General features: G+C 64.8%; 21 protein-coding genes and 1 pseudogene. 13 read left to right on the top strand and 9 right to left on the bottom strand.

Annotated features, from left to right (window positions below; translation table 11 throughout):
• The 5 genes and pseudogenes from ACNI3Q_RS04135 to ACNI3Q_RS04115 all read right to left on the bottom strand — a co-directional run.
• Positions 1-231, bottom strand: a pseudogene (locus tag ACNI3Q_RS04135) (UDP-glucose 6-dehydrogenase); the annotation flags it as partial.
• Positions 232-371: 140 nt separating this feature from the next.
• The gene (locus ACNI3Q_RS04130; protein WP_426274151.1) at positions 372-1,169 is read right to left on the bottom strand and encodes a 3'(2'),5'-bisphosphate nucleotidase CysQ; all 798 of its coding nucleotides are present in this window, start codon (positions 1,167-1,169) and stop codon (positions 372-374) included.
• Positions 1,151-3,073: a sulfate adenylyltransferase subunit CysN gene (cysN, locus tag ACNI3Q_RS04125; RefSeq protein WP_426274149.1), complete on the bottom strand. Its 1,923-nt coding sequence runs from the start codon at positions 3,071-3,073 to the stop codon at positions 1,151-1,153. Before cysN ends, ACNI3Q_RS04130 begins: the two co-directional genes overlap by 19 nt.
• Positions 3,073-4,002, bottom strand: a complete 930-nt coding sequence (cysD, locus tag ACNI3Q_RS04120; RefSeq protein ID WP_426274147.1) for a sulfate adenylyltransferase subunit CysD — start codon at positions 4,000-4,002, stop codon at positions 3,073-3,075. The genes cysN and cysD overlap by 1 nt, the downstream gene beginning before the upstream one ends.
• 214 nt (positions 4,003-4,216) lie before the next feature.
• Positions 4,217-4,456, bottom strand: coding sequence for a hypothetical protein (locus ACNI3Q_RS04115; protein ID WP_426274145.1), 240 nt, complete (start codon positions 4,454-4,456; stop codon positions 4,217-4,219).
• Positions 4,457-4,907: 451 nt separating this feature from the next.
• Between ACNI3Q_RS04115 and ACNI3Q_RS04110 the strand changes: the two genes are divergently transcribed.
• The gene (locus ACNI3Q_RS04110) at positions 4,908-6,017 is read left to right on the top strand and encodes a M48 family metalloprotease (protein ID WP_426274143.1); all 1,110 of its coding nucleotides are present in this window, start codon (positions 4,908-4,910) and stop codon (positions 6,015-6,017) included.
• Here the strand turns inward: ACNI3Q_RS04110 and ACNI3Q_RS04105 are convergent.
• Positions 6,011-7,669, bottom strand: coding sequence for a thiamine pyrophosphate-binding protein (locus ACNI3Q_RS04105; protein ID WP_426274141.1), 1,659 nt, complete (start codon positions 7,667-7,669; stop codon positions 6,011-6,013). The genes ACNI3Q_RS04110 and ACNI3Q_RS04105 overlap by 7 nt on opposite strands.
• A 40-nt stretch (positions 7,670-7,709) precedes the next feature.
• Complete coding sequence (locus ACNI3Q_RS04100) at positions 7,710-8,120, bottom strand: hypothetical protein (protein WP_426274139.1); 411 nt, start codon at positions 8,118-8,120, stop codon at positions 7,710-7,712.
• 150 nt (positions 8,121-8,270) lie between these two features.
• On the opposite strand from ACNI3Q_RS04100, the gene ACNI3Q_RS04095 reads away from it, so the two are divergent.
• From ACNI3Q_RS04095 to ACNI3Q_RS04085, 3 genes are read left to right on the top strand one after another with little or no spacing between them, the layout of a single operon-like run.
• Positions 8,271-8,978, top strand: coding sequence for a CoA transferase subunit A (locus ACNI3Q_RS04095; protein WP_260019216.1), 708 nt, complete (start codon positions 8,271-8,273; stop codon positions 8,976-8,978).
• On the top strand, positions 8,975-9,850 hold the full coding sequence (locus ACNI3Q_RS04090) for an HAD family acid phosphatase (RefSeq protein ID WP_426274137.1): 876 nt from the start codon (positions 8,975-8,977) through the stop codon (positions 9,848-9,850). Before ACNI3Q_RS04095 ends, ACNI3Q_RS04090 begins: the two co-directional genes overlap by 4 nt.
• Positions 9,850-10,500 (top strand): CoA transferase subunit B, encoded by a 651-nt coding sequence (locus tag ACNI3Q_RS04085; RefSeq protein WP_426274135.1) that lies wholly within the window; start codon positions 9,850-9,852, stop codon positions 10,498-10,500. The genes ACNI3Q_RS04090 and ACNI3Q_RS04085 overlap by 1 nt, the downstream gene beginning before the upstream one ends.
• A gap of 24 nt (positions 10,501-10,524) precedes the next feature.
• On the opposite strand, the gene ACNI3Q_RS04080 is transcribed toward ACNI3Q_RS04085, so the two are convergent.
• Entirely contained in the window at positions 10,525-12,042 is a 1,518-nt protein-coding gene (locus ACNI3Q_RS04080; RefSeq protein ID WP_426274133.1) for a S10 family peptidase, read from the bottom strand.
• 135 nt (positions 12,043-12,177) lie between these two features.
• Here ACNI3Q_RS04080 and ACNI3Q_RS04075 point away from each other — a divergent pair, with 135 nt between their 5' ends.
• The 9 genes from ACNI3Q_RS04075 to grxD all read left to right on the top strand — a co-directional run bounded on the left by ACNI3Q_RS04075 (position 12,178) and on the right by grxD (position 18,694).
• Entirely contained in the window at positions 12,178-13,140 is a 963-nt protein-coding gene (locus ACNI3Q_RS04075; protein WP_426274131.1) for an NAD-dependent epimerase/dehydratase family protein, read from the top strand.
• A gap of 57 nt (positions 13,141-13,197) precedes the next feature.
• Positions 13,198-14,451 (top strand): glycoside hydrolase family 5 protein, encoded by a 1,254-nt coding sequence (locus ACNI3Q_RS04070; RefSeq protein WP_426274129.1) that lies wholly within the window; start codon positions 13,198-13,200, stop codon positions 14,449-14,451.
• A gap of 69 nt (positions 14,452-14,520) precedes the next feature.
• Positions 14,521-15,966, top strand: a complete 1,446-nt coding sequence (leuC, locus tag ACNI3Q_RS04065) for a 3-isopropylmalate dehydratase large subunit (RefSeq protein ID WP_426274127.1) — start codon at positions 14,521-14,523, stop codon at positions 15,964-15,966.
• Positions 15,963-16,088 carry a hypothetical protein gene (locus tag ACNI3Q_RS04060; RefSeq protein ID WP_426274125.1) on the top strand — a complete coding sequence of 42 codons (126 nt, stop codon included), beginning with the start codon at positions 15,963-15,965 and terminating at the stop codon, positions 16,086-16,088. The genes leuC and ACNI3Q_RS04060 overlap by 4 nt, the downstream gene beginning before the upstream one ends.
• Positions 16,089-16,127: 39 nt before the next feature.
• A complete protein-coding gene (gene leuD / locus ACNI3Q_RS04055; protein ID WP_426274123.1) occupies positions 16,128-16,757 on the top strand; it encodes a 3-isopropylmalate dehydratase small subunit in 630 nt (209 codons plus the stop codon).
• Positions 16,720-17,718 carry an NADPH:quinone oxidoreductase family protein gene (locus tag ACNI3Q_RS04050; protein ID WP_426274121.1) on the top strand — a complete coding sequence of 333 codons (999 nt, stop codon included), beginning with the start codon at positions 16,720-16,722 and terminating at the stop codon, positions 17,716-17,718. The genes leuD and ACNI3Q_RS04050 overlap by 38 nt, the downstream gene beginning before the upstream one ends.
• 76 nt (positions 17,719-17,794) lie before the next feature.
• Positions 17,795-18,121, top strand: a complete 327-nt coding sequence (locus ACNI3Q_RS04045; protein ID WP_260019226.1) for a DUF1476 domain-containing protein — start codon at positions 17,795-17,797, stop codon at positions 18,119-18,121.
• A gap of 5 nt (positions 18,122-18,126) precedes the next feature.
• Complete coding sequence (locus tag ACNI3Q_RS04040) at positions 18,127-18,366, top strand: BolA/IbaG family iron-sulfur metabolism protein (protein WP_426274119.1); 240 nt, start codon at positions 18,127-18,129, stop codon at positions 18,364-18,366.
• A 4-nt stretch (positions 18,367-18,370) separates the two neighbouring features.
• Complete coding sequence (grxD, locus tag ACNI3Q_RS04035; protein WP_426274117.1) at positions 18,371-18,694, top strand: Grx4 family monothiol glutaredoxin; 324 nt, start codon at positions 18,371-18,373, stop codon at positions 18,692-18,694.
• A gap of 286 nt (positions 18,695-18,980) precedes the next feature.
• Here the strand turns inward: grxD and ACNI3Q_RS04030 are convergent, their stop codons facing one another.
• Entirely contained in the window at positions 18,981-20,042 is a 1,062-nt protein-coding gene (locus ACNI3Q_RS04030) for a mannose-1-phosphate guanylyltransferase/mannose-6-phosphate isomerase (RefSeq protein ID WP_426274211.1), read from the bottom strand.
• Positions 20,043-20,218: the final 176 nt, after the last annotated feature.

Genomic DNA, 20,218 nt, shown 5'->3' with positions numbered 1-20,218 from the left:
TGCCTCGCCCACCGGACCCGCCAGATCGGTCGTGAACGACAACCGCCCCGCCGCCACATTCTTCGCAACTAGCGTGTCCAGACCAGGCTCGAAAATCGGAATGCCGCCAGAACGCAGCAACTCTACCTTGCCCGCGTCCTTGTCCACGCACACCACGTCATGCCCGAAATCCGCAAAACACGCACCAGACACCAACCCCACATAACCCGAACCTATCATCACCAGCTTCATGGTCATCATCCCATCAGTGCCCGGACAGGGGCTGCGGGATCGCCATGCCCGACCGGGTCGTGCAAATGCAAGCTATGCCGTGCAGCATTCGCCGTCGGCCGTGACTGCGAGCGATGGTCTTGGCAGGGGGCGCATCGCGCTCAGGCGGCCGGGTCACCCTGTTCCGCCGGTGCCCTTGCCATGCCGGTTTCGATCATCGGCAGGATGATGCGGGCCAGTTCGGGCGCGCAGATCAACAGGTCGGGCAGCATCGGATCGGCACGGTTGTAACGGAGCGGCGATCCGTCGATGCGGCTTGCGTGCAGTCCGGCTGCCAGCGCAACCGCAGCGGGGGCGCAGTTGTCCCATTCGAACTGCCCACCGCTGTGCAGATAGATGTCCGCCTCGCCCCGCACGACCGCCATCGCCTTTGCTCCGGCAGATCCCATCGGCACCAGTTCGGCCCCCAGCGCCTCGGCCACCGCCATCGCATCCGCGCCGGGGCGGCTGCGGCTGACCAGCATGCGCGGGGGACTGGCCGGGGGCGGGGCAGGGGGCACCTCTGCGCTGTCCAGCACCCGGCCCAGCGCGGGCAACGCCACCGCGCCGATCGCCGGTTTCCCGTCGATGGCGAGGGCGATATGGACGGCCCAGTCGTCGCGCCCCTCGCGATACTCGCGGGTGCCGTCCAGCGGATCGATGATCCAGACGCGGCTGCGGGCCAGCCGATCCGGGCTGTCGGCGGATTCCTCCGAAAGCACCGCGTCGTCCGGCCGCGCCTCCGCCAGCCGTTCCAGGATCAGCGCATTGGCCGCGCGATCGCCCTCTGCGCCCAGCGCCTCGTCGGCCAGTTCGCCCGCCGCGCGCAGATCCATCAGCAATCGCCCCGCCGCGTCTGCAATCGACCGTGCCAGCTCGACATCGGTCATCGCATTGGCGCTCATATCACTGGCGCCCATGCGCCCAGCACATGATCGACGATCCGCTCGGCTGCGGCCTCCGGCGTCTCGCGCGCCGTATCGACGATGATCTCTGGCCGTTCCGGCACTTCATAGGGGCTGTCGATCCCCGTAAAGTTCTTCAGCCCGCCGGCACGCGCCTTGGCATACAGGCCCTTCACGTCCCGCGCCTCGGCCACATCCAGCGGCGTGTTGACAAAAATCTCGACAAATTCGCCATCGCCCATCATCGCGCGCACCATTTCCCGTTCCGCACGGAATGGGGAGATGAACGCCGTCAGCACGATCAGCCCGGCATCGGTCATCAGCTTGGCCACCTCACCCACCCGGCGGATATTCTCCACCCGGTCGGCATCGGTAAAGCCCAGATCGCGGTTCAGGCCATGGCGTACATTGTCGCCGTCCAGCAGGAAACTGTGCTTGCCCAGCGCATATAGCCGCTTTTCGACCAGGTTGGCGATGGTCGATTTGCCCGACCCGGACAGGCCGGTGAACCACAACAGGCGCGGTTCCTGACCCTTTTGCCGGGCATGGGCATCGCGGCTGATATCCACGGCCTGCCAATGCACATTCTGGCTGCGGCGCAGTGCAAAGCGGATCATGCCCGCCGCGACCGTTGCGTTGGTCAGCTTGTCGATCAGGATGAACCCGCCCAGCGCGCGATTGTCGGCATAGGGTTCGAATGCGACCGCTCGGTCCAGATAGACCTCTGCATCGCCGATGTCGTTCAGCCCCAGCGTCTTTACCGACAGCCGCTGCATCGTGTTGACGTCGATGGCGCATTTGGGCGGCTGTACCGTCGCGCTGACGGTCTGTGCCCCGATTTTCAGCCAATAGGCGCGGCCGGGCAGCAATTCCGCCTGATCCATCCAGACCAGCGTGGTCAGGAACTGGTCGGCGGCCTGCGGCGGATCGCCAGCCGCGGCGATGACGTCGCCCCGCGAACAATCCACCTCGTCCGTCAGTGTCAGCGTGACCGACTGGCCAGCGCCTGCCTCGGTCAGATCGGACGGCATGGCGACGATGCGATCCACATGGCTGGTCCGGCCCGATGGCAGGATGCGCACCGGATCACCCGGCTTGACCATCCCGCTCTCGATCAGCCCGGCAAAGCCGCGGAAGTCCAGATTGGGCCGGTTGACCCATTGCACCGGCATCCGGAACGGCCGCGCCCGGTCGCGCGTCCCGTCGACCTCCACCGTTTCCAGATGCTCGATCAGCGTCGGGCCAGCATACCACGGGGTGTGATCGGACCGTGCCGCGATATTGTCGCCGCCAAGACCCGAAATCGGGATCGCCAGGAAATCCTCGATACCGATAGACGACGCAAATTCCCGGTAATCCGAAACGATCGCGTCGAACCGCGCCTGATCATATCCGATCAGGTCCATCTTGTTGACCGCCAACACGATGTGGCGAATGCCGATCAGCGACGCCAGATAGCTGTGCCGGCGCGTCTGGGTCAGCACGCCCTTGCGCCCGTCGATCAGGATGACGGCAAGGTCGGCGGTGGACGCGCCCGTCACCATGTTGCGGGTATATTGCTCGTGCCCGGGCGTATCCGCGACGATAAACTTGCGCTTTTCGGTGGCGAAAAAGCGATAGGCGACGTCGATGGTGATGCCCTGTTCGCGCTCTGCTGCCAAGCCATCGACCAGCAGGGCGAAATCGATGGCACCGCCCTGTGTGCCCACCCGCCGCGAATCCGCCTCCAGGCTGGCGAGCTGATCTTCGAAGATCATCTTGGAGTCGTACAGCAGGCGCCCGATCAGGGTCGATTTGCCGTCGTCCACGCTGCCGCAGGTGATGAACCGGAGCAGCGATTTGCGCTGGTTGAGGTCGAGATAGGCGTCGATATCTTCGGCGATCAGCGCGTCGGGCGTGTAGGCGGGGGTATCCGGCATCAGAAATACCCCTCCTGCTTCTTCTTCTCCATGCCGGCCCCGCCAGCATCCTTGTCGATGACGCGGCCCTGACGTTCGCTGGTCGTCGTCAGTAGAGTTTCCTGCACCACATCGCTCAGCGTCGCCGCCGTGCTCTCCACCGCGCCAGTCAGCGGAAAGCAGCCCAGCGTGCGGAACCGGATCGACCGCGTGGTAATGTCCGGCATTCGGCCGAGCACGCGCTCCAGCCGTTCCGGATCGTCGGCCATGAGCAGCTGGCCCTCCCATTCAAAAGTCGGGCGGGGCGCCGCGAAGTAAAGGGGAACGATCTCGATCCCCTCCGCCATGATGTATTGCCAGATATCCAGTTCGGTCCAGTTTGAGATCGGAAAGACGCGGATGCTTTCGCCCTTGTGCTTGCGGGCGTTATACAGGTGCCACAGTTCAGGTCGCTGGTTCTTGGGATCCCAGCGATGGGCGGCCGTGCGGAAACTGAACACACGTTCCTTGGCCCGGCTCTTTTCCTCGTCGCGCCGCGCACCGCCGAATGCAGCGTCGAACCCATGATGGTCGAGCGCCTGTTTCAGCCCTTCCGTCTTCCACATGTCGGTGTGGAGCGGGCCGTGATCGAACGGATTGATGCCGCGTGCCTGCGCCTCTGGATTCTGCCAGACGAGCAATTCCATCCCCGCCGCAGCGGCTGATCGTTCGCGCAGATCGTACATCGCACGGAACTTCCACGTCGTGTCGACGTGCAGCAACGGAAAGGGCGGCGGGGCGGGGTAAAATGCCTTTTTGGCAAGATGCAGCATCACCGCCGAATCCTTGCCGATGGAATAGAGCATCACTGGCCGCTCTGCCTCAGCCACCACCTCCCGCAGGATGTGGATCGCCTCAGCCTCCAGGCGCTGAAGATGGGTCAAGGAAGGAAAATCCGGTGCCGATGCCATGGCCGCCACCTAAGCGTACCAACACCCGCCTGCCACCAACTTTATGTTTAGGGTTTGCAACGCGCGGCGGCAGGTTGGGCTTCATGCCGGTGACGAGATCGACCGATCAATGTCGAGCTTGCGACGAATCTTTCGGGAAGATGTGCGCTGCGTGACGCATAGAAAAACAGCGGCCGCCAGAGGCAGCCGCTGTTCCATCTCAACTCAGCAAAACTCAGTTGCTGTCCGAGCTGTCATCGCTATCGGCAACGATGATGATGCCGCCGACAACGGCAGCAGCAGCCACGACACCGATGATGATGCCCGTGCTGCCTTCAGCGCGGCTGGCCTTCTTCGCCGGGGTCGCCTGACGGGCAACCTTGGCGACCGACAGCTTGGCTGCCGAGTTTGCTTCGGCGGCAACGACCGGGGTCGCGGCAACCGACAGAGCGGCAACAGCCGTCATGAGCTTCATAATGCGCATACGATACTCCCTTTATAGACTCCGGCATCCACGATGCCGTGGAACCTGCAGATTCCTGAGCCGTGTTCCGGTTAACGGATTTGCTGCCCCGCAGCAAGCTCAAAAAATGCCTGTCCCGGGCCTAGTCTCCACAAGCCCGAGCAAATCACCTACGGATTTATTGTCAATCAATCGTTAAATCGAAACGTACTGCCGCATTTTCGATCATTCCGTCGTAAATCGAAAAAGAAAACCGCCGATTTTTGTCGACTCTACTGGCGAAACACCGGTCATGCGCGAAACGACCGTCGGTTTGCGTGTAATTCCGGCTTGTTCTGTTGCCATTCCGCAACATATCTCAATTTTCTCGAGTAAAATGCTATTCCCCGGAAGGATGCCGGTTCCAGTAATGCGCTGCGACGCAATGGTTGAACCGCGATCCTTGCGGCTGCATATCGCCTTGATGCTCGTTCAGCTTCGTCGGCCCGCCATGATCGTTGCCAGCCTGTCCTTCGCGGCCCTTGCCCTGACCGGCTCAAGCGGTATCGCAAGGGGTCTGGAACAGGCGACGGTTCCGGTTTCCGGCGACCGGCCGACGGTCGATCCGGCAAGCTTTACCGCACAGGGTCAGCGATCCTCTCTGGAACATGCCGAAAGCCGGTTGCACGCGATCGGCTTGCGACTGGCCATCGCTGCCCGGCCGTGGTGCGACCATGTTCAGCCGGGTATCGGCTGGTCCCTTCACACGGCCGAACAATATGACGCATCCGGCCGTGCAGCAGTCGAGGCAGCGGTGGGATTTGACGGACACCCGGCAGTCGTGGCGGTGGTCGGGGGCGGCCCGGCTGACCGGGCGGGCGTCCGGGCCGGCGATCTCGTCCTGTCCCTTGGCGCTGTCGATCTTGCCACACATCCCGGCGACGAACCGACCGATCGGGTCAACCGTATCGATCGCGCGCTTGCCGAATTGCCCCCGGACAAGGGCATCCCGATGCGCCTTGGCCGCAAGGGCGGCGCTCCGCTGGATGTCACGGTTGCGCCGGTTGCGGCCTGCCGCACGCGGTTCGAACTTGACCTGTCCAACGCTCTTCAGGCGCAGGCCGATGGCCGTCTGGTCCAGATCGGCGTCCGCTGGCTGGAACGGATGGACGATGCCGACCTTGCCGTGATCGTCGCGCATGAACTGTCGCACAACATGCTGCACCATCGGCGTCGGCTGGAGGCGGCGGGTGCCCGCTGGGGCCTGGTATCCGGTTTCGGCCGCAATGCCGGTCTGTTCCGCGAAACCGAGATGGAGGCCGACCGGCTGGCGGTGCATCTGCTGGTGCGGGCGGGCTATGACCCTGCGCGCGGCGCGGTCGTCTGGCCGATGGTGGAGCGGGAGACGGGCTCGATCGGGCTTGCCCGCAGCCGGACCCATCCCCCGGCCAGCCAGCGGATCGCGATCATGCAGGATGAGGTGCGATTGCTTGCGCCAAAGGGCGATGATCGGCCGCCCGCACTGCTCGCCCATCGCCATCGCCCGCTCACCGGCAAATGGCGCGCACTGCTGCCCGCCGAAACGGATCAGTGAGCCGCGCGCAGCGCCGCGATGGTCGTGCCGGGTGAGATCACGTCGATATCTGTTACGCAGTGGATCAGCCTGAGGCCGGGCCTTGCCAGTGCCGCGTCCAGTGCGGTCGCGAAATCGGCGGTCCGCTCCACCCGGTCCGCCCAACCACCATAAGCACGGGCAAGCGCGGCAAAATCGGGATTGCTCAGCCGCGTGCCACTGATCCGGGCGGGATATTCGCGTTCTTGATGCATTCGGATGGTTCCGTATCCGCTATTGTCCACCAGGATGACGATCAGGTTCGCACCATGCTGGACCGCGGTGGCCAGTTCTTGTCCGTTCATCAGGAAATCGCCATCGCCGGCAACGGCGACGACCTGCTTGTCGGGATGGCGCAGGGCCGCCGCAACGGCGGCAGGAACGCCATAGCCCATTGCACCGCAGGTCGGGGCCAGTTGGCTGGGTTGCATCCCGTATCGCCAGTATCGATGCCACCAGCCTGAAAAATTGCCGGCGCCGTTGCAGATGATCGTGACTTCAGCGCCCATCCGCTCGCGCATCGCCAGGACGCATTGGCCAAGGTCCATGGTCACACCGTCCCGCACGCGCGGGGTGGACCAGTCCAGCCATTCGGCATGGGCCTGCGCGCCTGCGGGCCGGGGGGTGCCGGGCGGCTCGGCTGCGGCCAGCATCGCGGCAAAGGGGAAGGGCGCGCTTTCGACGGCGATGTCCGCATAATAGACGCGGTTCAGCTCACCCGAATCGGGATGGACATGGATCAGCGCCTGTCCCGGATGGTCCGGCGTGATCAGCGTGTAGCCGTCGGTCGTCGCCTCGCCCAGCCGCGGCCCGACCGCCAGGATGAGGTCAGCCGACCGGATCCGCTCGACCAGTTTCGGATTGGGGCCATAGCCCAGATTGCCGGCCCAGACGGGGCTGTCATTGGCAATCGTGTCCTGCCGGCGAAAGGCTGCGGCAACCGGAATGCCCCAGCTGCGCGCGAAACAGTCAAAGGCCCCACCCGTCGCCTTGTCCCATCCCGCGCCGCCGACGATCGCCACAGGACGCTCGGCTATTCTCAACCGTTCCAGCACATCGGCAAAGGCGGCGGGGTCCAGCGGCCGGTCCACGCGCCCTGCTGCGGGCCGGTCCGTTGCAGCAACCCGGTCGCACAGCATGTCTTCGGGCAGGGCGATGACGACCGGGCCGGGCCGTCCTCCCGTTGCCACCGACCATGCCCGGGCGACATATTCGGGGATGCGCGCCGCATCCTCGATCCGTGTCGCCCATTTGGCGAGCGGCGCGAACATCGCGGGCAGGTCGACCTCCTGAAACCCCTCGCGGTCCCGCATCCCGCGATCGACATCGCCGATGAACAGGATCATCGGTAGGGAATCCTGCATCGCGACATGCACGCCGATGCTGGCATTGGTCGCGCCCGGCCCGCGCGTGACGAAACAGATGCCCGGCCGCCCGGTCATTGCGCCATCGGCGCACGCCATGAACGCCGCGCCGCCTTCCTGACGACAGGTGACGACGTCGATCGCGGCGGTGTCGTGAAGCGCGTCGAGTACCGCCAGGAAACTTTCGCCCGGCACCTGGAACAGGCGGTCGCAACCATGGGTGATCAGGGCATCGACCAGGATCCGGCCGCCCGTTCGGTTCATCGTCATCCCCGATCCTAACCGGACAGCGCCGGTTTGGCCAAGAGGGTCAGCGATCGATCACCAGGCTGCGCAGATTGGGGGCCAGCGGCTCGCCTGCATCGTCGGACATCAGCCACCGCTCGGCCGCGTCGACCGATTCGAACAACCGGGCGACCCGTGCTTCGGCCGCGCGGATCAACTGCATCCGGGCCAGCGAGGATGCGGTGACAAAGGCGAGCTTGCGCGATTGCACATTGGGGTCGTTCAGCATCCGGCGGAACGCCTCGACCATTTCCTGCGACTGGATCTGCATTTCGCGTACATCGGCCAGCGTCACATGGCCGGGCGACAATCGGGCATAAAGCGCGTTTCGTTCGTTGACGAACGCCTGAAGCAGCGCCGGGTTGAAAAAGCCCTTCAGCGTCATCCGCGCCAGATTGCGCTGACTGTCAATTTCGATCGAATAACTGCCCTGCATTGGGGCGGCATAGCGCCTTGTCGTTAATCATCGGTAAGCGAAACTACCGGAACGGTTGGGGATTGCGCACCCGCCCTGCGGGCCCAGGTTGCTTGACCGGCCGCCGGGCCAGTGCCTATCGGCAACGGGGATGACGGGAGAGATTCGCAGATGAACAAGCTCTATCCCACTGCCGCGGCGGCGCTGGACGGTCTGTTGCGCGATGGCATGACGATCTGTGCCGGCGGGTTCGGTCTGTGCGGTATTCCGGAACGGCTGATCGACGCGATCCGCGATGCCGGGGTCAGGGATCTGACGATCGCCAGCAACAATGCCGGAATCGACGGCGAGGGGCTGGGCAAGCTGTTGCGCACGCGTCAGGTCAAAAAGATGATCTCGTCCTATGTCGGCGAGAACAAGGAGTTCGAGCGGCAGTATCTGGCCGGCGAGCTTGAGGTGGAGTTCTGTCCCCAGGGCACGCTGGCCGAACGATGCCGGGCGGGCGGGGCGGGCATCCCCGGATTTTACACCAGGACCGGCGTCGGCACGAAAGTGGCCGAGGGCAAGGAGGTCAAGGTTTTCGACGGTGAGGAGTACATCCTCGAACGCGGCATCCGCGCCGATCTTGCGATTATCAAGGGGTGGAAAGCGGACGAGATGGGCAACCTTATCTTCCGCAAGACCGCGCGGAACTTCAATCAGCCGATGGCGACTGCCGCAAATATCTGCGTGGCAGAGGTCGAGGAAGTGGTGCCCGTCGGCTCGCTCGATCCCGATCACATCCATCTGCCCGGCATTTACGTGAAGCGGATGATCGTCGGCGCGCCGTACGACAAGAAGATCGAGTTCCGCACCGTGCGCGAGCGGACGGCCGCGTGATCCGAACGCTATCGCTTGCCGCCGCTGCCGCTGCGCTGTCCGCCTGTGCGGTCACGCCCCCGCCGCGCGCTGCCGGCACAACGACCACCGCCCCGGTGCAGCCCGGCCGCCAGTATCGCTGGCAACTGGGATCGGGCGAGGCCGCGGTGCTGTCGCGTCAGGCGCATCTGGCGATGGCGTCCTTTGTCGCCGCGCACGCGAAGGGGCCGGCATCCAGCGTCGTCCTCGCCGCCGGATCGACGCCCGCTGCGCCCCGCTTTGCCGATTGCGGCAATCGTCCGCGCGCCGTCGTCTATGACATTGACGAGACGGTCCTGCTGAACACGGGCGCCAATTACGACAGCGCCGTGCGCGGCGACCCGCCGTTCGACCCGGCTCGATGGAGCCAGTGGGAACAGGGCGGGGCCGAAAAGGTCGAGCCGGTGCCAGGCGTGATCGACGGCATTGCCGCCATCCGCGCCGCCGGCGTTACCGTTGTGTTCAATTCCAACCGCGATCGTGCCGCTGCTTCGGCCACTGCCGCCGCGCTTGCATCGGTCGGCATCGCGGGGGCGGTTCCCGGTGAAACCCTGTTCCTTAAGGGCGATGTGGCCCCCGGTTCTGCCAAGGATCCACGCCGGGCGGCGATCGACACGAAATTCTGTGTGATCGCGATGGCGGGCGACAATCTGGGCGATTTTGCCGATGCCTTTAACGACAAGGCGCTGACCACGCCTGCGCGCAGGGCGCTGGCGCAGGATGCGGCGATCGCGTCGCTCTGGGGCAATGGCTGGTTTCTGATCCCCAACGCGCTTTATGGCGCATGGGAAGGGGCCGGGTTCGACGACCTGTTCCCCGCCGACAAACGCTGGACGCCAAAGGAGGGCGAGTAATGGCCTGGACCCGCGATGACATGGCTGCCCGCGCCGCGCGCGAGCTGCGCGACGGTTTCTACGTCAATCTGGGCATCGGCATCCCCACGCTGGTGGCGAACCATATCCCCGATGGCGTCACCGTGACGCTCCAGTCGGAAAACGGGATGCTCGGCATCGGTCCGTTCCCGTTTGCGGGTGAAGAGGACCCGGACCTGATCAATGCGGGCAAGCAGACGATCAGCGAGCTGCCCCATTCCGCCTATTTCAGCTCGGCCGACAGCTTTGCCATGATCCGTGGCGGCCATATCGACCTGACCGTGCTGGGTGCGATGGAGGTCAGCCAGGGCGGCGACATCGCCAACTGGATGATCCCCGGCAAGATGATCAAGGGGATGGGCGGGGCGATGGATCTGGTCGCTGGCGTCAAGAAGATCATCGTCGTCATGGAACATAATGCCAAGGACGGATCGCCCAAGTTCATCCCGGAATGCACGCTGCCGCTGACCGGGCGGAACGTGGTCGACATGATCATCACCGATCTGGCCGTGTTCCAGCGCGCGGATCATCAGTCGCCATTCCGGCTGATCGAGCTTGCCCCCGGCGTGACGGCGGACGAGGTCGCGGCAAAGACCACCGCCGAGTATCAGGTCGCGCTGGCGGCCGCCTGAACCGGCCGCCGCCAGCGCCGCCGGTCAGCGCGCCCGGATAAAGGCGCGCAGGTCGGCGGACAGTTTCTTCAGATCCTCGTCGCGCACGTACATCATGTGCCCGGCGTGATAGTAATGCCACTGGATGCGGCCATCCATGGGCATCCCGGTGCGGTTCAATGAATATTCCGCGCCAAAGAACGGCGTTGCGAAATCATAATAGCCCTGGCCCACCCAGACGCGCAGGCGGCTGTTTTCGCGCAAGGCCTGTCCGATCCACGGCGCGACGTTCAGATACCCCTCGCCGCCGCGCGGGCCGCCGATTTTCCAGTCCCAGTCGCGCACGCCGCCAATCGCGGAATAGGTCACGTCGGGCGAGTATTTCAGCACCTCGCGCGCATATTGGTTCATCGCCGCGGTATAGGCCCCGTCGATGCCGTAAAAGCTGGGGTCATTGTCCGGCTCCTCGCCCGCATTGTCATAGTCGCGGCCGGTGTAGCGCGTATCCAGCCGCCCGATCGTCTGACCGCGATCGCGCAGCAGCTCCTTGTAGAACCGGCCGGGCGTCAGCCGCAGATCGGCATTGGCCAGATACGCCTGGCTGACGCCGGTAAAGCGCGACAGCTGCGGCAGGATCGCCTGTCGCTCCGCCTGGCTCAGGCTGTTTCCCTTGAGCAGCGCGGTGGCATAGGGGCCGATGGCAAAGGCGCGTGCCTCCTCGACAAACGCCTCGACCGTCGCGGGCTTGTCCGCCACCTTGCCATGATACCATGCGGTCGCCGCCATGCTGGGCAGGTTGGTGACATAGCCCAGTTCGTTCCCCGGCGAATCCGCCGCCTGGCTGAAATCCAGGATCGCGGAAATCAGGATGATGCCGTTGACCGTGACGTCGGTATAGCTGCCCTCCAGCTCGCGGATCACCGCCGCCGATCGCGTTGTGCCATAGCTTTCGCCGCCGATATATTTGGGCGCATTCCAGCGGCCATGTTCGTTCAGCCACAGTCGGATGAACTCCGCCATCGACTTGGCGTCCTGGGTCACGCCCCAATAATCCTTGGGGTCGGTCTTGCCGAGCGCGCGGCTGAACCCGGTGCCGACGGGGTCGATGAACACCAGGTCGGTGACATCCAGCAGCGATTCGGCATTGTCGATCACCGGAAAGGGCGGGGCGCCGTCGTCCTTTGCATCGCCGGGCACGACCACGCGGCGCGGCCCGAATGCGCCCATGTGCAGCCACAGCGATCCCGAACCCGGCCCGCCGTTCCACAGAAACGTGACCGGCCGGTTGGGATCGACCGGCCCGTCCTTCAGATAGGTATAGGACGTGATCGAGGCGAGCGGCTTGCCGTCTTTGTCCTTGAGATAAGTGTCGCCCGCAATCGCGCGATAACTGATCCGCTGGCCGCCAAAGGTGCCGGTGTGCCGCGTTTCGGACCGAACCGGTGGCGGGATGGCGGCATCGCCCTTTGCCTCTGCCTTTTCGGCGGCGGGCGGCGTCTGTGCGGTGGCAGGCAGGATCAGCGTGCAGGCGGCAAGGCTGGCGACAAAAATGGCTGAACGCATCGGTCGGTGATTTCCCCATTGAGTTCAGTCAGCTTAGCCGCGTGCCAACGTCATGCAAGCCATGCGGAGGCCGGCCGGCCCGCTGGCGTCGTATCGCTCGACAGTCGCGGTGATTTTTGCCACTCGTCCTGGTCCATGACGATCCTGCTCACTGGTTCCTCCGGCTGGCTTGGCCGGTTCCTCGCCCCGATGCTGCGCGATGCGGGGCACCGGGTCGTCGGCCTCGACGTCGCGCCGGGCGCGGATACACAGGTGATCGGATCGGTTGCCGACCGCGCGCTGATCGACCGGGTGTTCGCCGACCACGCCGTCCGCGCGGTCATTCATTCCGGCGCGCTGCACAAGCCCGATATCGCGCGCTATCCGGCGCAGGCATTTGTCGACGTCAACATCACCGGCACGCTCAATCTGCTGCAGGCGGCGGTCGCGGCCGGCCATGACCGGTTCGTCTTTACTTCCACGACATCCCTGATGATCAGCCAGGCGATCCGGGACGAGGCGGGGGATGCTGCGGTCTGGCTGGATGAAACCAGCGGGCCGATTGAGCCGCGCAACATCTATGGCGTCACCAAATATGCCGCGGAACAGCTCGTCCGGCTTTACCATGCCACGCAAGGGTTGAGCGCCATCATCCTGAGAACAGGGCGTTTCTTTCCTGAAGGCGACGACACCCATGGCGATCCGCCGGGCGAAAATCTGAAGGCCAACGAATTTCTGAACCGCCGCCTGACGGTGGAGGATGCGGCGCGCGCCCATATTGCCGCGCTGGACGCCGCGCCCCGGATCGGCTGTGCCACCTATCTGGTCAGCGCGCCGACGCCCCTCACCCGTGAGGAGGCGGCGGCGCTGAAACAGGATGCGCCCGCCGTCATCGCCCGGCACTTTCCCGACGCCGCTGCCCGCTATGCGGCACGGGGTTGGCAACTGCCGTCCAGCATCGGCCGCGTCTATGATTCCGGCGCGATTCAGCGCGACCTTGGCTTTCGCTTCGACACCGATTTCGCATCGATCCTGTCCGCGCTCAGCACCGGGGCGCGAATGCCCTTTGCCCACGACCCGGATTATGTCGGGCCGGTCACACGCTCTTCCCAACCCTGAAAGATATGATAAATGTTAGCGGTAGCGGGATAGACCAAACGCCGCAGTGGAGGGGTTATGAAGGGTTTTTCGGTACGGGCGCGCCTGCCGTTGCTGGGCGCTGCGGCATTGCTGGTCGCCGGTTGCGGCGGGTCGGGGGGCAGCGCATCGGCCGGGCCGGTCGCATCAGCGCCAACGCCCGCCCCGACGGTCAGCCCGCCTGCACCGCCCGCACCTGCGCCAGCGCCTGCGCCGTCGCCTTCTCCGTCACCGTCGACGACAGCAACCAGCTTCGCCGCCGCCATGTCGCCGGGCTGGAACCTCGGTAACTCGCTGGAGGCGATCAATGCCACCGGCGCGCCGTTCACCGTTTCCCAGGAAACCCATTGGGGCAATCCCGCGGTCAACCGCCAGCTGTTGAACGCCGTCGCAGCGGCGGGGTTCAAGAGCGTCCGCATCCCCGTCGCCTGGCGGCAATATGCCGATGGCAGCGACCGGATCGGCGCCGCGTGGCTCAATCGGGTGCAACAGGTGGTGGACGATGCGCGCGCCGCTGGCCTGACCGTGATGATCAACGTCCACTGGGATGGCGGCTGGCTGCAACCAACCAATGCCGCGCGGGACGAGGCGACGGCCCGGCTGCGCAGTTACTGGACGCAAATTGCGACCCGGTTTCGCGATTATGATGATCGACTGGTCTTTGCCGGCACCAACGAGATCATGGTCACCGACGTCTATTCCGCGCCGACGACCGAAAACTGCACGGTCCAGCGCGGGTTCAACCAGGCGTTTGTCGAGGCGGTGCGGGCGACCGGCGGCAACAATGCCAACCGCTTTCTGGTGGTTCAGGGCTATAACACCAACATCGATTTCACCGTCGCGTGCAACGCCACCTTGCCGGTGGACAGCGCATCGGGCCGCCTGATGATGGAGGTCCATTATTACGACCCCTATGACTTTGCGCTCAATGAAAAGAGCACGCTGTGGCAATGGGGATCGGGTGCGACCAATCCGGCCAACACGCCCAACTGGGGCGGAGAAGCCTATACCGACGCGCAGTTCGACAAGATGAAAACGACGTTCGTGGATAAGGGGGTTCCGGTCATCCTGGGCGAATATGGCGCGATCCTGCGCACCGAATATGATCCTGCGGGCACCTATCGCACCGCGTGGAACCGCTATGTCACGCGCTCGGCGCGTCAGCGGGGGCTGGTCCCGATGTACTGGGACAATGGCTATACCACCAACCATGCGTTCGGGCTGTTCAACCGGTCGACGGGGGCAGAGGCCTATCCGGCGTTGATCGACGCCATTGTCGATGCGGGGAAATAGACCAGCTTCGCGCCCGAAAATGTCGCCGATGCTTGCTCCTGCGACCGAAAAGGTTAAGGGAGCGGCATCATGGCCTCCAAACCGCTGACCCTGTACGAAAAGATCTGGGCCGATCACGTGATCGAGCGCCGGGACGATGGCACCTGTCTGATCTTCATCGACCGGCATCTGGTGCATGAGGTGACGAGCCCGCAGGCGTTCGACGGCCTTCGCGCCAATGGCCGCCGCGTCCGCCGGCCGGACCTGACCTTGGCGGTGCCCGACCATAATCTGCCGACAACGGCGCGGGTCGATGCGGCGGGCCATGAACTGCCGATCGCCGATCCCGCCTCGGCACAGCAGCTGGCGGCGCTGCGCCGCAACGCGCCGGAATTCGGCATCGATTATATCGACGCGCTCAGCGAACGGCAGGGGATCGTCCATGTCGTCGGGCCGGAACAGGGCTTTACCCTGCCGGGCACCACGCTGGTTTGCGGCGACAGCCATACCAGCGCGCACGGGGCGCTGGGTGCGCTCGCATTCGGCATCGGCACCAGCGAGGTGGAGCATGTGCTCGCCACGCAGACGCTGCTGCTCAAGCAATCGAAAACCATGGAAATCCGGGTCGACGGCACGCTTGGGCCGGGCGTCACGGCCAAGGATGTGGTGCTGCACATCATCGGCCGCACGGGTGCTGCCGGCGGCACCGGCTATGTCGTCGAATATACCGGAGCAGTGATCCGCGCCCTGTCGGTCGAGGGGCGGCTGACCATCAGCAACATGTCGATCGAGGGGGGCGCGCGTTCCGGCCTGATCGCCCCGGATGACACGACCTTTGCCTATCTGAAGGGCCGGCCGATGGCGCCGCGGGGCGAGCAGTGGGACCGGGCCGTCGCCTATTGGCGCACGCTGGCCAGCGATCCCGGCGCCGAATATGACCGGGTCGTACTGATCGATGCACAGGATATCGCCCCCACGCTCACCTGGGGCACCAGCCCGGAGGATGTGGTGCCGATTACCGGCAGCGTCCCCGATCCCGACAGCTTTGCCGACCCGTCCAAGCGCGAGGCGGCCCGGAAATCGCTCGCCTATATGGGCCTGGAACCCGGCACGCGGATGCAGGACGTGGCGGTCGAGCATATCTTTATCGGCAGCTGCACCAACAGCCGGATTGAGGATCTGCGTGCCGCCGCTGCGGTGGTAAAGGGTCGCCGCGTTGCCAGCGCCATCCGTCAGGCGCTGATCGTACCTGGATCGGGGCTGGTCAAGCGGCAGGCGGAGGCAGAGGGGCTGGACCGCATCTTTACCGATGCCGGCTTCGAATGGCGCGAACCGGGCTGTTCCATGTGCCTGGCGATGAATCCGGACAAGGTGCCGGCCGGCGAACGCTGCGCTTCCACTTCGAACCGCAATTTCGTAGGACGGCAGGGGCCGGGCGCACGAACCCATCTCGTGTCGCCCGCCATGGCCGCCGCCGCGGCAGTGACCGGGCGGCTGACCGATGTCAGGGAGTTGATGGGAGGGGATCGTCCATGAAGCGTGTCATCGTGCTGCTTGTCGCCGGCACCATCATCAGCGGCATCGCCGCCGCCTATGCCGCTTCCGCTGCCAAGGGCCGTACCCCGGTCAGCGAAGCGGCTGCCGAAACCGCCGAATAACGGCGCCTGCCGCCAACGCCAGACCGGAGCTGCCCAGCGATGCAAGCCGTGACCAGGGTCGAGGGGCGCGCCTATCCCTGGGGCGCCAAGAATATCGACACCGACATCATCATCCCTGCCCATTGGCTGAAAACGGTCAGCCGTGAGGGGCTGGGGCGGGGCGCGTTCGAATCCGTGCGCGCAGAGCCGGGCAACCTGTTCGATGATCCCCGCTATGCCGGATCGCCCATCCTGATCGCGGGCGAGAATTTCGGCTGCGGGTCCAGCCGCGAGCATGCCGCCTGGGCGATGGAGGACATGGGCATCCGGGCCGTGATCGCCCCCAGCTTTTCCGACATCTATTCCGGTAATGCGTTCAAGAACGGCATCGTTACCATCGAACTGCCTCAGGCGGCGATCGACCGGCTGGTCGATGTGGCGCGGACGGACGCGATCACCATCGATCTGGAAACGATGACGGTGACGACCGCCTTTCAGGACCGGTTCGAATTCACCATGGATCCGTTTCGTCGACAGTGCCTGATGCAGGGGCTGGACGAAATCGGGATGACACTGGCAAAAGATACCGCAATTTCGAATTATGAATCCATGGTCGCTGCCAAGCGGCCCTGGATCAAGCGGGAGAGCGGTGATGCGGGCCTTGCTGTCACGGGAATCGGGCGGACCTGAAACTCTGGAACTGGCCGACCTGCCCGATCCGGTGGCGGGTCCGGGGCAGGTGGTGGTCCGGGTCCATACCTGTGCGATCAATTATCCCGACGTCCTGATCATCCAGGATCAGTATCAGTTCCGGCCCCAGCGTCCCTTTGCCCCCGGCGGAGAAATTGCCGGCGTGATCGACAGCATCGGGCCGGGCGTTACCGGCTGGTCGGTCGGCGACCGCGTGATGGCCGTTCCGGGCCATGGCGGGATGGTGGAACGGATCGCTGTCAGCGCGGCCCAGCTCCTGCCCCTGCCCGAGGGGCGGTCCTTTGCGGAAGGGGCGGCGCTCGTCCTGACCTATGGCACCAGCATCCATGCGCTGGTCGATCGCGGCCGTATCGCTGCCGGCCAGACGTTGCTGGTGCTGGGCGCGGCGGGCGGCGTCGGCCTTGCCGCTGTGGAACTGGGCAAGGCGTTCGGCGCGCGGGTCGTCGCTGCGGTCTCCAGCCCGGAAAAGGCGGAGGCGGCGCGGCAGGCCGGGGCCGACGAAGTCGTCGTCTATGCGCGCGGTCCGCTTGACCGGGATGGTCAGCGCGCGCTGGCGGAACAGTTCAAGGCTGCGGTTGGTGCGGCCGGGGCGGACGTCATCTATGATCCGGTGGGCGGCGATTATGCCGAACCGGCGCTTCGTTCGATCGGCTGGGCCGGGCGCTATCTGGTCGTCGGTTTTCCGGCGGGCATTCCGAAACTGCCGCTCAACCTGACACTGCTGAAAAGCTGCGATGTTTGCGGCGTGTTCTGGGGTGCCTTTGCAATGCGCGATCCGGCGGCGCATCGCGCCCATGTCGACACGCTGTTTGCGCTCTGGCGGGAAGGGCGCATTGCTCCGCGCATCAGCGAAACCTTTCCCCTTGAACGCGGCGGCGATGCCATCGCCCGCATGGCCGCGCGTCAGGTGATCGGCAAGCTGGTCGTCACGATGGACTGATCGCCCCGTTGCCAGCCGCGATCATGCTGCCTATCTGCCACACTGGACAGGATCAGCGCACAGGGGATGCGACCGAATGACGACTTTTGATGACCGCGAACGGGCTTTCGAGGCGAAGTTTGCGCATGACAACGAGCTTCAGTTCCGGGTGAATGCCCGCCGCAACAAGCTGCTCGGCCAATGGGCGGCCGAAAAGATGCGCCTGACGCCGGAGGAATCCGATTCCTATGCCAAGTCGGTGGTCCAGGCGGATTTCGAGGAAGCGGGCGACGAGGATGTCGTGCGCAAGCTGCTCGGCGATCTGACTGGTGCGGGTGTCGAGATTTCGGACGCCGAAATCCGTGCGGCGCTCGATCTGATGACGATCGAGGCGCGCCGCCAGCTGATCGAAGCGCAGGACTGACGCCGATGCCGATGGCAGCCAGCGAGATCGAAACGCTGATCCGGCAGGAGATCCCCGATGCGGAGGTGGAAATTACCGATCTGGCCGGCGATGGCGACCATTATGCCGCGCGGGTGACGAGCGAGAGTTTCCGCGGAATGCCCCGCGTGCGTCAGCATCAAGCGGTTTATGCCGCGCTGGGCGGGCGGATGGGCGGCGTGCTGCACGCGCTGCAACTGACAACGGCCGTGCCGGTCAAGGAGTAAGGCAATGAGCGACGACACACATGCCCGCATCGACGGGCTCGTAAAATCCAACGACGTGGTGCTGTTCATGAAGGGCAGCCCGCTATTCCCCCAGTGCGGATTTTCCAGCCGCGCAGTAGCGATCCTCAACCATCTGGGCACCGAGTTTGAAAGCGTCGACGTGCTTCAGGATCAGGGCATCCGTCAGGGGATCAAGGAATATTCCGACTGGCCGACCATCCCGCAGCTGTATGTCCGCGGCGAATTTGTCGGCGGGTCGGACATCATGATGGAAATGTTCGAAAGCGGCGAACTTGCCGCGCTGGTCGCCGGTCAGGACGCAAACTGATCGGTCCTGATTGACGGGTGAAATCGGCTGGTCAGCGTTCGGCATATCCGGGCGCGGCCGGCCGTTTTTATTTGGGCTGGGGCGTTAGCGGGTTGGCGGGCCGATGAGAGATCGGATGGTCATCGACCCGCCATTGAAGCGTTCTTGCGCTCGCTGCCCCTACCGCTGCACCCACCGTGCCAATCGTGGCGCTTGTCCGGATATCAACGGGTTCGCTGGTTAACGGGGCAGGGCGCTGCCTGCTGGCTGTAAGGATTTTCGACAGGCGCCTGCGCCTGCCATTCGATCAGCTGCCCTTTTTCATCGCCTCGATCAGCCGCTTGACCTCCTGGCTGCGGCCGCGGGGCAGGATCAGCACATTCTTGCCACTGGCCACCACGATCAGGTCCTCGACCCCGACCATGGCGATCCGCACCCCGTCGGTCTGGACCAAGCACCGCTCGGTATCGATGGCAATCACATCGCCCTTGTGCGCATTGCCCGCTGCGTCGGACGCGCTGATCGCGTGCAGCGCATCCCAGCTGCCGACATCGCTCCACCCCATCGAAACGGGGACGACCGCGACCCGATCGGCACGTTCCATGACGGCATAGTCGATGGAATCGGATGGCGACCGCGCAAAGGCGTCGGCGTCGGCGTGAATGGCTATACCGTCATGCCGGGCCAGCTCGATCGCCTCTGTCGCGGCGCTGCGCATCACAGGGGCAAACTGGTCCAGCGCTGCCAGATACGCATCGGCCCTGAACAGGAAGATGCCGCCATTCCAGGCATGATCGCCGCTGGCCAGCATCGCCTCTGCCTTGTCCAGCGGCGGCTTTTCCACGAACCGGTCGACGCGGTGCACGCCGTCGGCCATCCGGTCGCCCACCTTGATCCAGCCATAGCCGGTTTCGGGGGCATCGGGCTGAATGCCGAACGTCACCAGCCATCCCTGTTCCACCATCGGCCGGGCCGCCGCAATGGCCGCATGAAAGGCGGTAGCGTCCGCAATGACATGGTCGGATGGCATCACCAGCAGCATCGCATCGCCCCCGCCTGCGGCAATCGCGGCCAGCGCGATGGCAGGGGCAGTGTTGCGGCCCATCGGTTCCAGCACAATGGCCGCCGGACGGATGCCGACGTCTTCCAGCTGCTGCTGGATCAGGTCGGCGTGCTGCGCATTGGCGATGACCAGCGGCGCGGCAAACGCCTCTGCATCGGCGGTCCGCAGTGCCGTCATCTGCAGCATCGTCTGATCGCCGGTCAGCGCCAGCATCTGTTTCGGCATCTCCGGCCGTGACATCGGCCACAGGCGCGTGCCCGAACCGCCCGACAGGATGACGGGTGTGATCAATGCGGCCTCATTCATCACGTCATCCCCCGCGGCGCGGACAAGTGCCGGCCAATCCCTCATTTTGGTCTCCTGCCCGTAACTTGGGCGGCGCGGATGGGCAACGGGCATCGGGCCGGCTTGTTCCGATAGCGAGACATTCATTTTGCGTTCAGCCTATTGACTACAGATGTAATCAAGTCGATTACAACCGT

Source organism: Sphingomonas eleionomae (assembly GCF_049889035.1).
Classification (GTDB): Bacteria; Pseudomonadota; Alphaproteobacteria; order Sphingomonadales; family Sphingomonadaceae; genus Sphingomonas.
This window is presented reverse-complemented; position numbering and strand designations above follow the sequence as displayed.

Coding starts and splice junctions, on each gene's coding strand:
- cysN (WP_426274149.1), bottom strand. CDS start 3,073: ATGCCGGATACCCCCGCCTACACGCCCGACGCGCTGATCGCCGAAGAT.
- ACNI3Q_RS04060 (WP_426274125.1), top strand. CDS start 15,963: ATGAAGCGTGTCATCGTGCTGCTTGTCGCCGGCACCATCATCAGCGGC.
- ACNI3Q_RS04075 (WP_426274131.1), top strand. CDS start 12,178: ATGACGATCCTGCTCACTGGTTCCTCCGGCTGGCTTGGCCGGTTCCTC.
- ACNI3Q_RS04085 (WP_426274135.1), top strand. CDS start 9,850: ATGGCCTGGACCCGCGATGACATGGCTGCCCGCGCCGCGCGCGAGCTG.
- ACNI3Q_RS04095 (WP_260019216.1), top strand. CDS start 8,271: ATGAACAAGCTCTATCCCACTGCCGCGGCGGCGCTGGACGGTCTGTTG.
- ACNI3Q_RS04110 (WP_426274143.1), top strand. CDS start 4,908: ATGCTCGTTCAGCTTCGTCGGCCCGCCATGATCGTTGCCAGCCTGTCC.
- ACNI3Q_RS04030 (WP_426274211.1), bottom strand. CDS start 20,042: ATGAATGAGGCCGCATTGATCACACCCGTCATCCTGTCGGGCGGTTCG.
- ACNI3Q_RS04050 (WP_426274121.1), top strand. CDS start 16,720: ATGCGGGCCTTGCTGTCACGGGAATCGGGCGGACCTGAAACTCTGGAA.
- ACNI3Q_RS04105 (WP_426274141.1), bottom strand. CDS start 7,669: ATGACGATGAACCGAACGGGCGGCCGGATCCTGGTCGATGCCCTGATC.
- ACNI3Q_RS04045 (WP_260019226.1), top strand. CDS start 17,795: ATGACGACTTTTGATGACCGCGAACGGGCTTTCGAGGCGAAGTTTGCG.
- ACNI3Q_RS04100 (WP_426274139.1), bottom strand. CDS start 8,120: ATGCAGGGCAGTTATTCGATCGAAATTGACAGTCAGCGCAATCTGGCG.
- cysD (WP_426274147.1), bottom strand. CDS start 4,002: ATGGCATCGGCACCGGATTTTCCTTCCTTGACCCATCTTCAGCGCCTG.
- ACNI3Q_RS04130 (WP_426274151.1), bottom strand. CDS start 1,169: ATGGGCGCCAGTGATATGAGCGCCAATGCGATGACCGATGTCGAGCTG.
- grxD (WP_426274117.1), top strand. CDS start 18,371: ATGAGCGACGACACACATGCCCGCATCGACGGGCTCGTAAAATCCAAC.
- ACNI3Q_RS04080 (WP_426274133.1), bottom strand. CDS start 12,042: ATGCGTTCAGCCATTTTTGTCGCCAGCCTTGCCGCCTGCACGCTGATC.
- ACNI3Q_RS04115 (WP_426274145.1), bottom strand. CDS start 4,456: ATGAAGCTCATGACGGCTGTTGCCGCTCTGTCGGTTGCCGCGACCCCG.
- ACNI3Q_RS04040 (WP_426274119.1), top strand. CDS start 18,127: ATGCCGATGGCAGCCAGCGAGATCGAAACGCTGATCCGGCAGGAGATC.
- ACNI3Q_RS04070 (WP_426274129.1), top strand. CDS start 13,198: ATGAAGGGTTTTTCGGTACGGGCGCGCCTGCCGTTGCTGGGCGCTGCG.
- leuC (WP_426274127.1), top strand. CDS start 14,521: ATGGCCTCCAAACCGCTGACCCTGTACGAAAAGATCTGGGCCGATCAC.
- leuD (WP_426274123.1), top strand. CDS start 16,128: ATGCAAGCCGTGACCAGGGTCGAGGGGCGCGCCTATCCCTGGGGCGCC.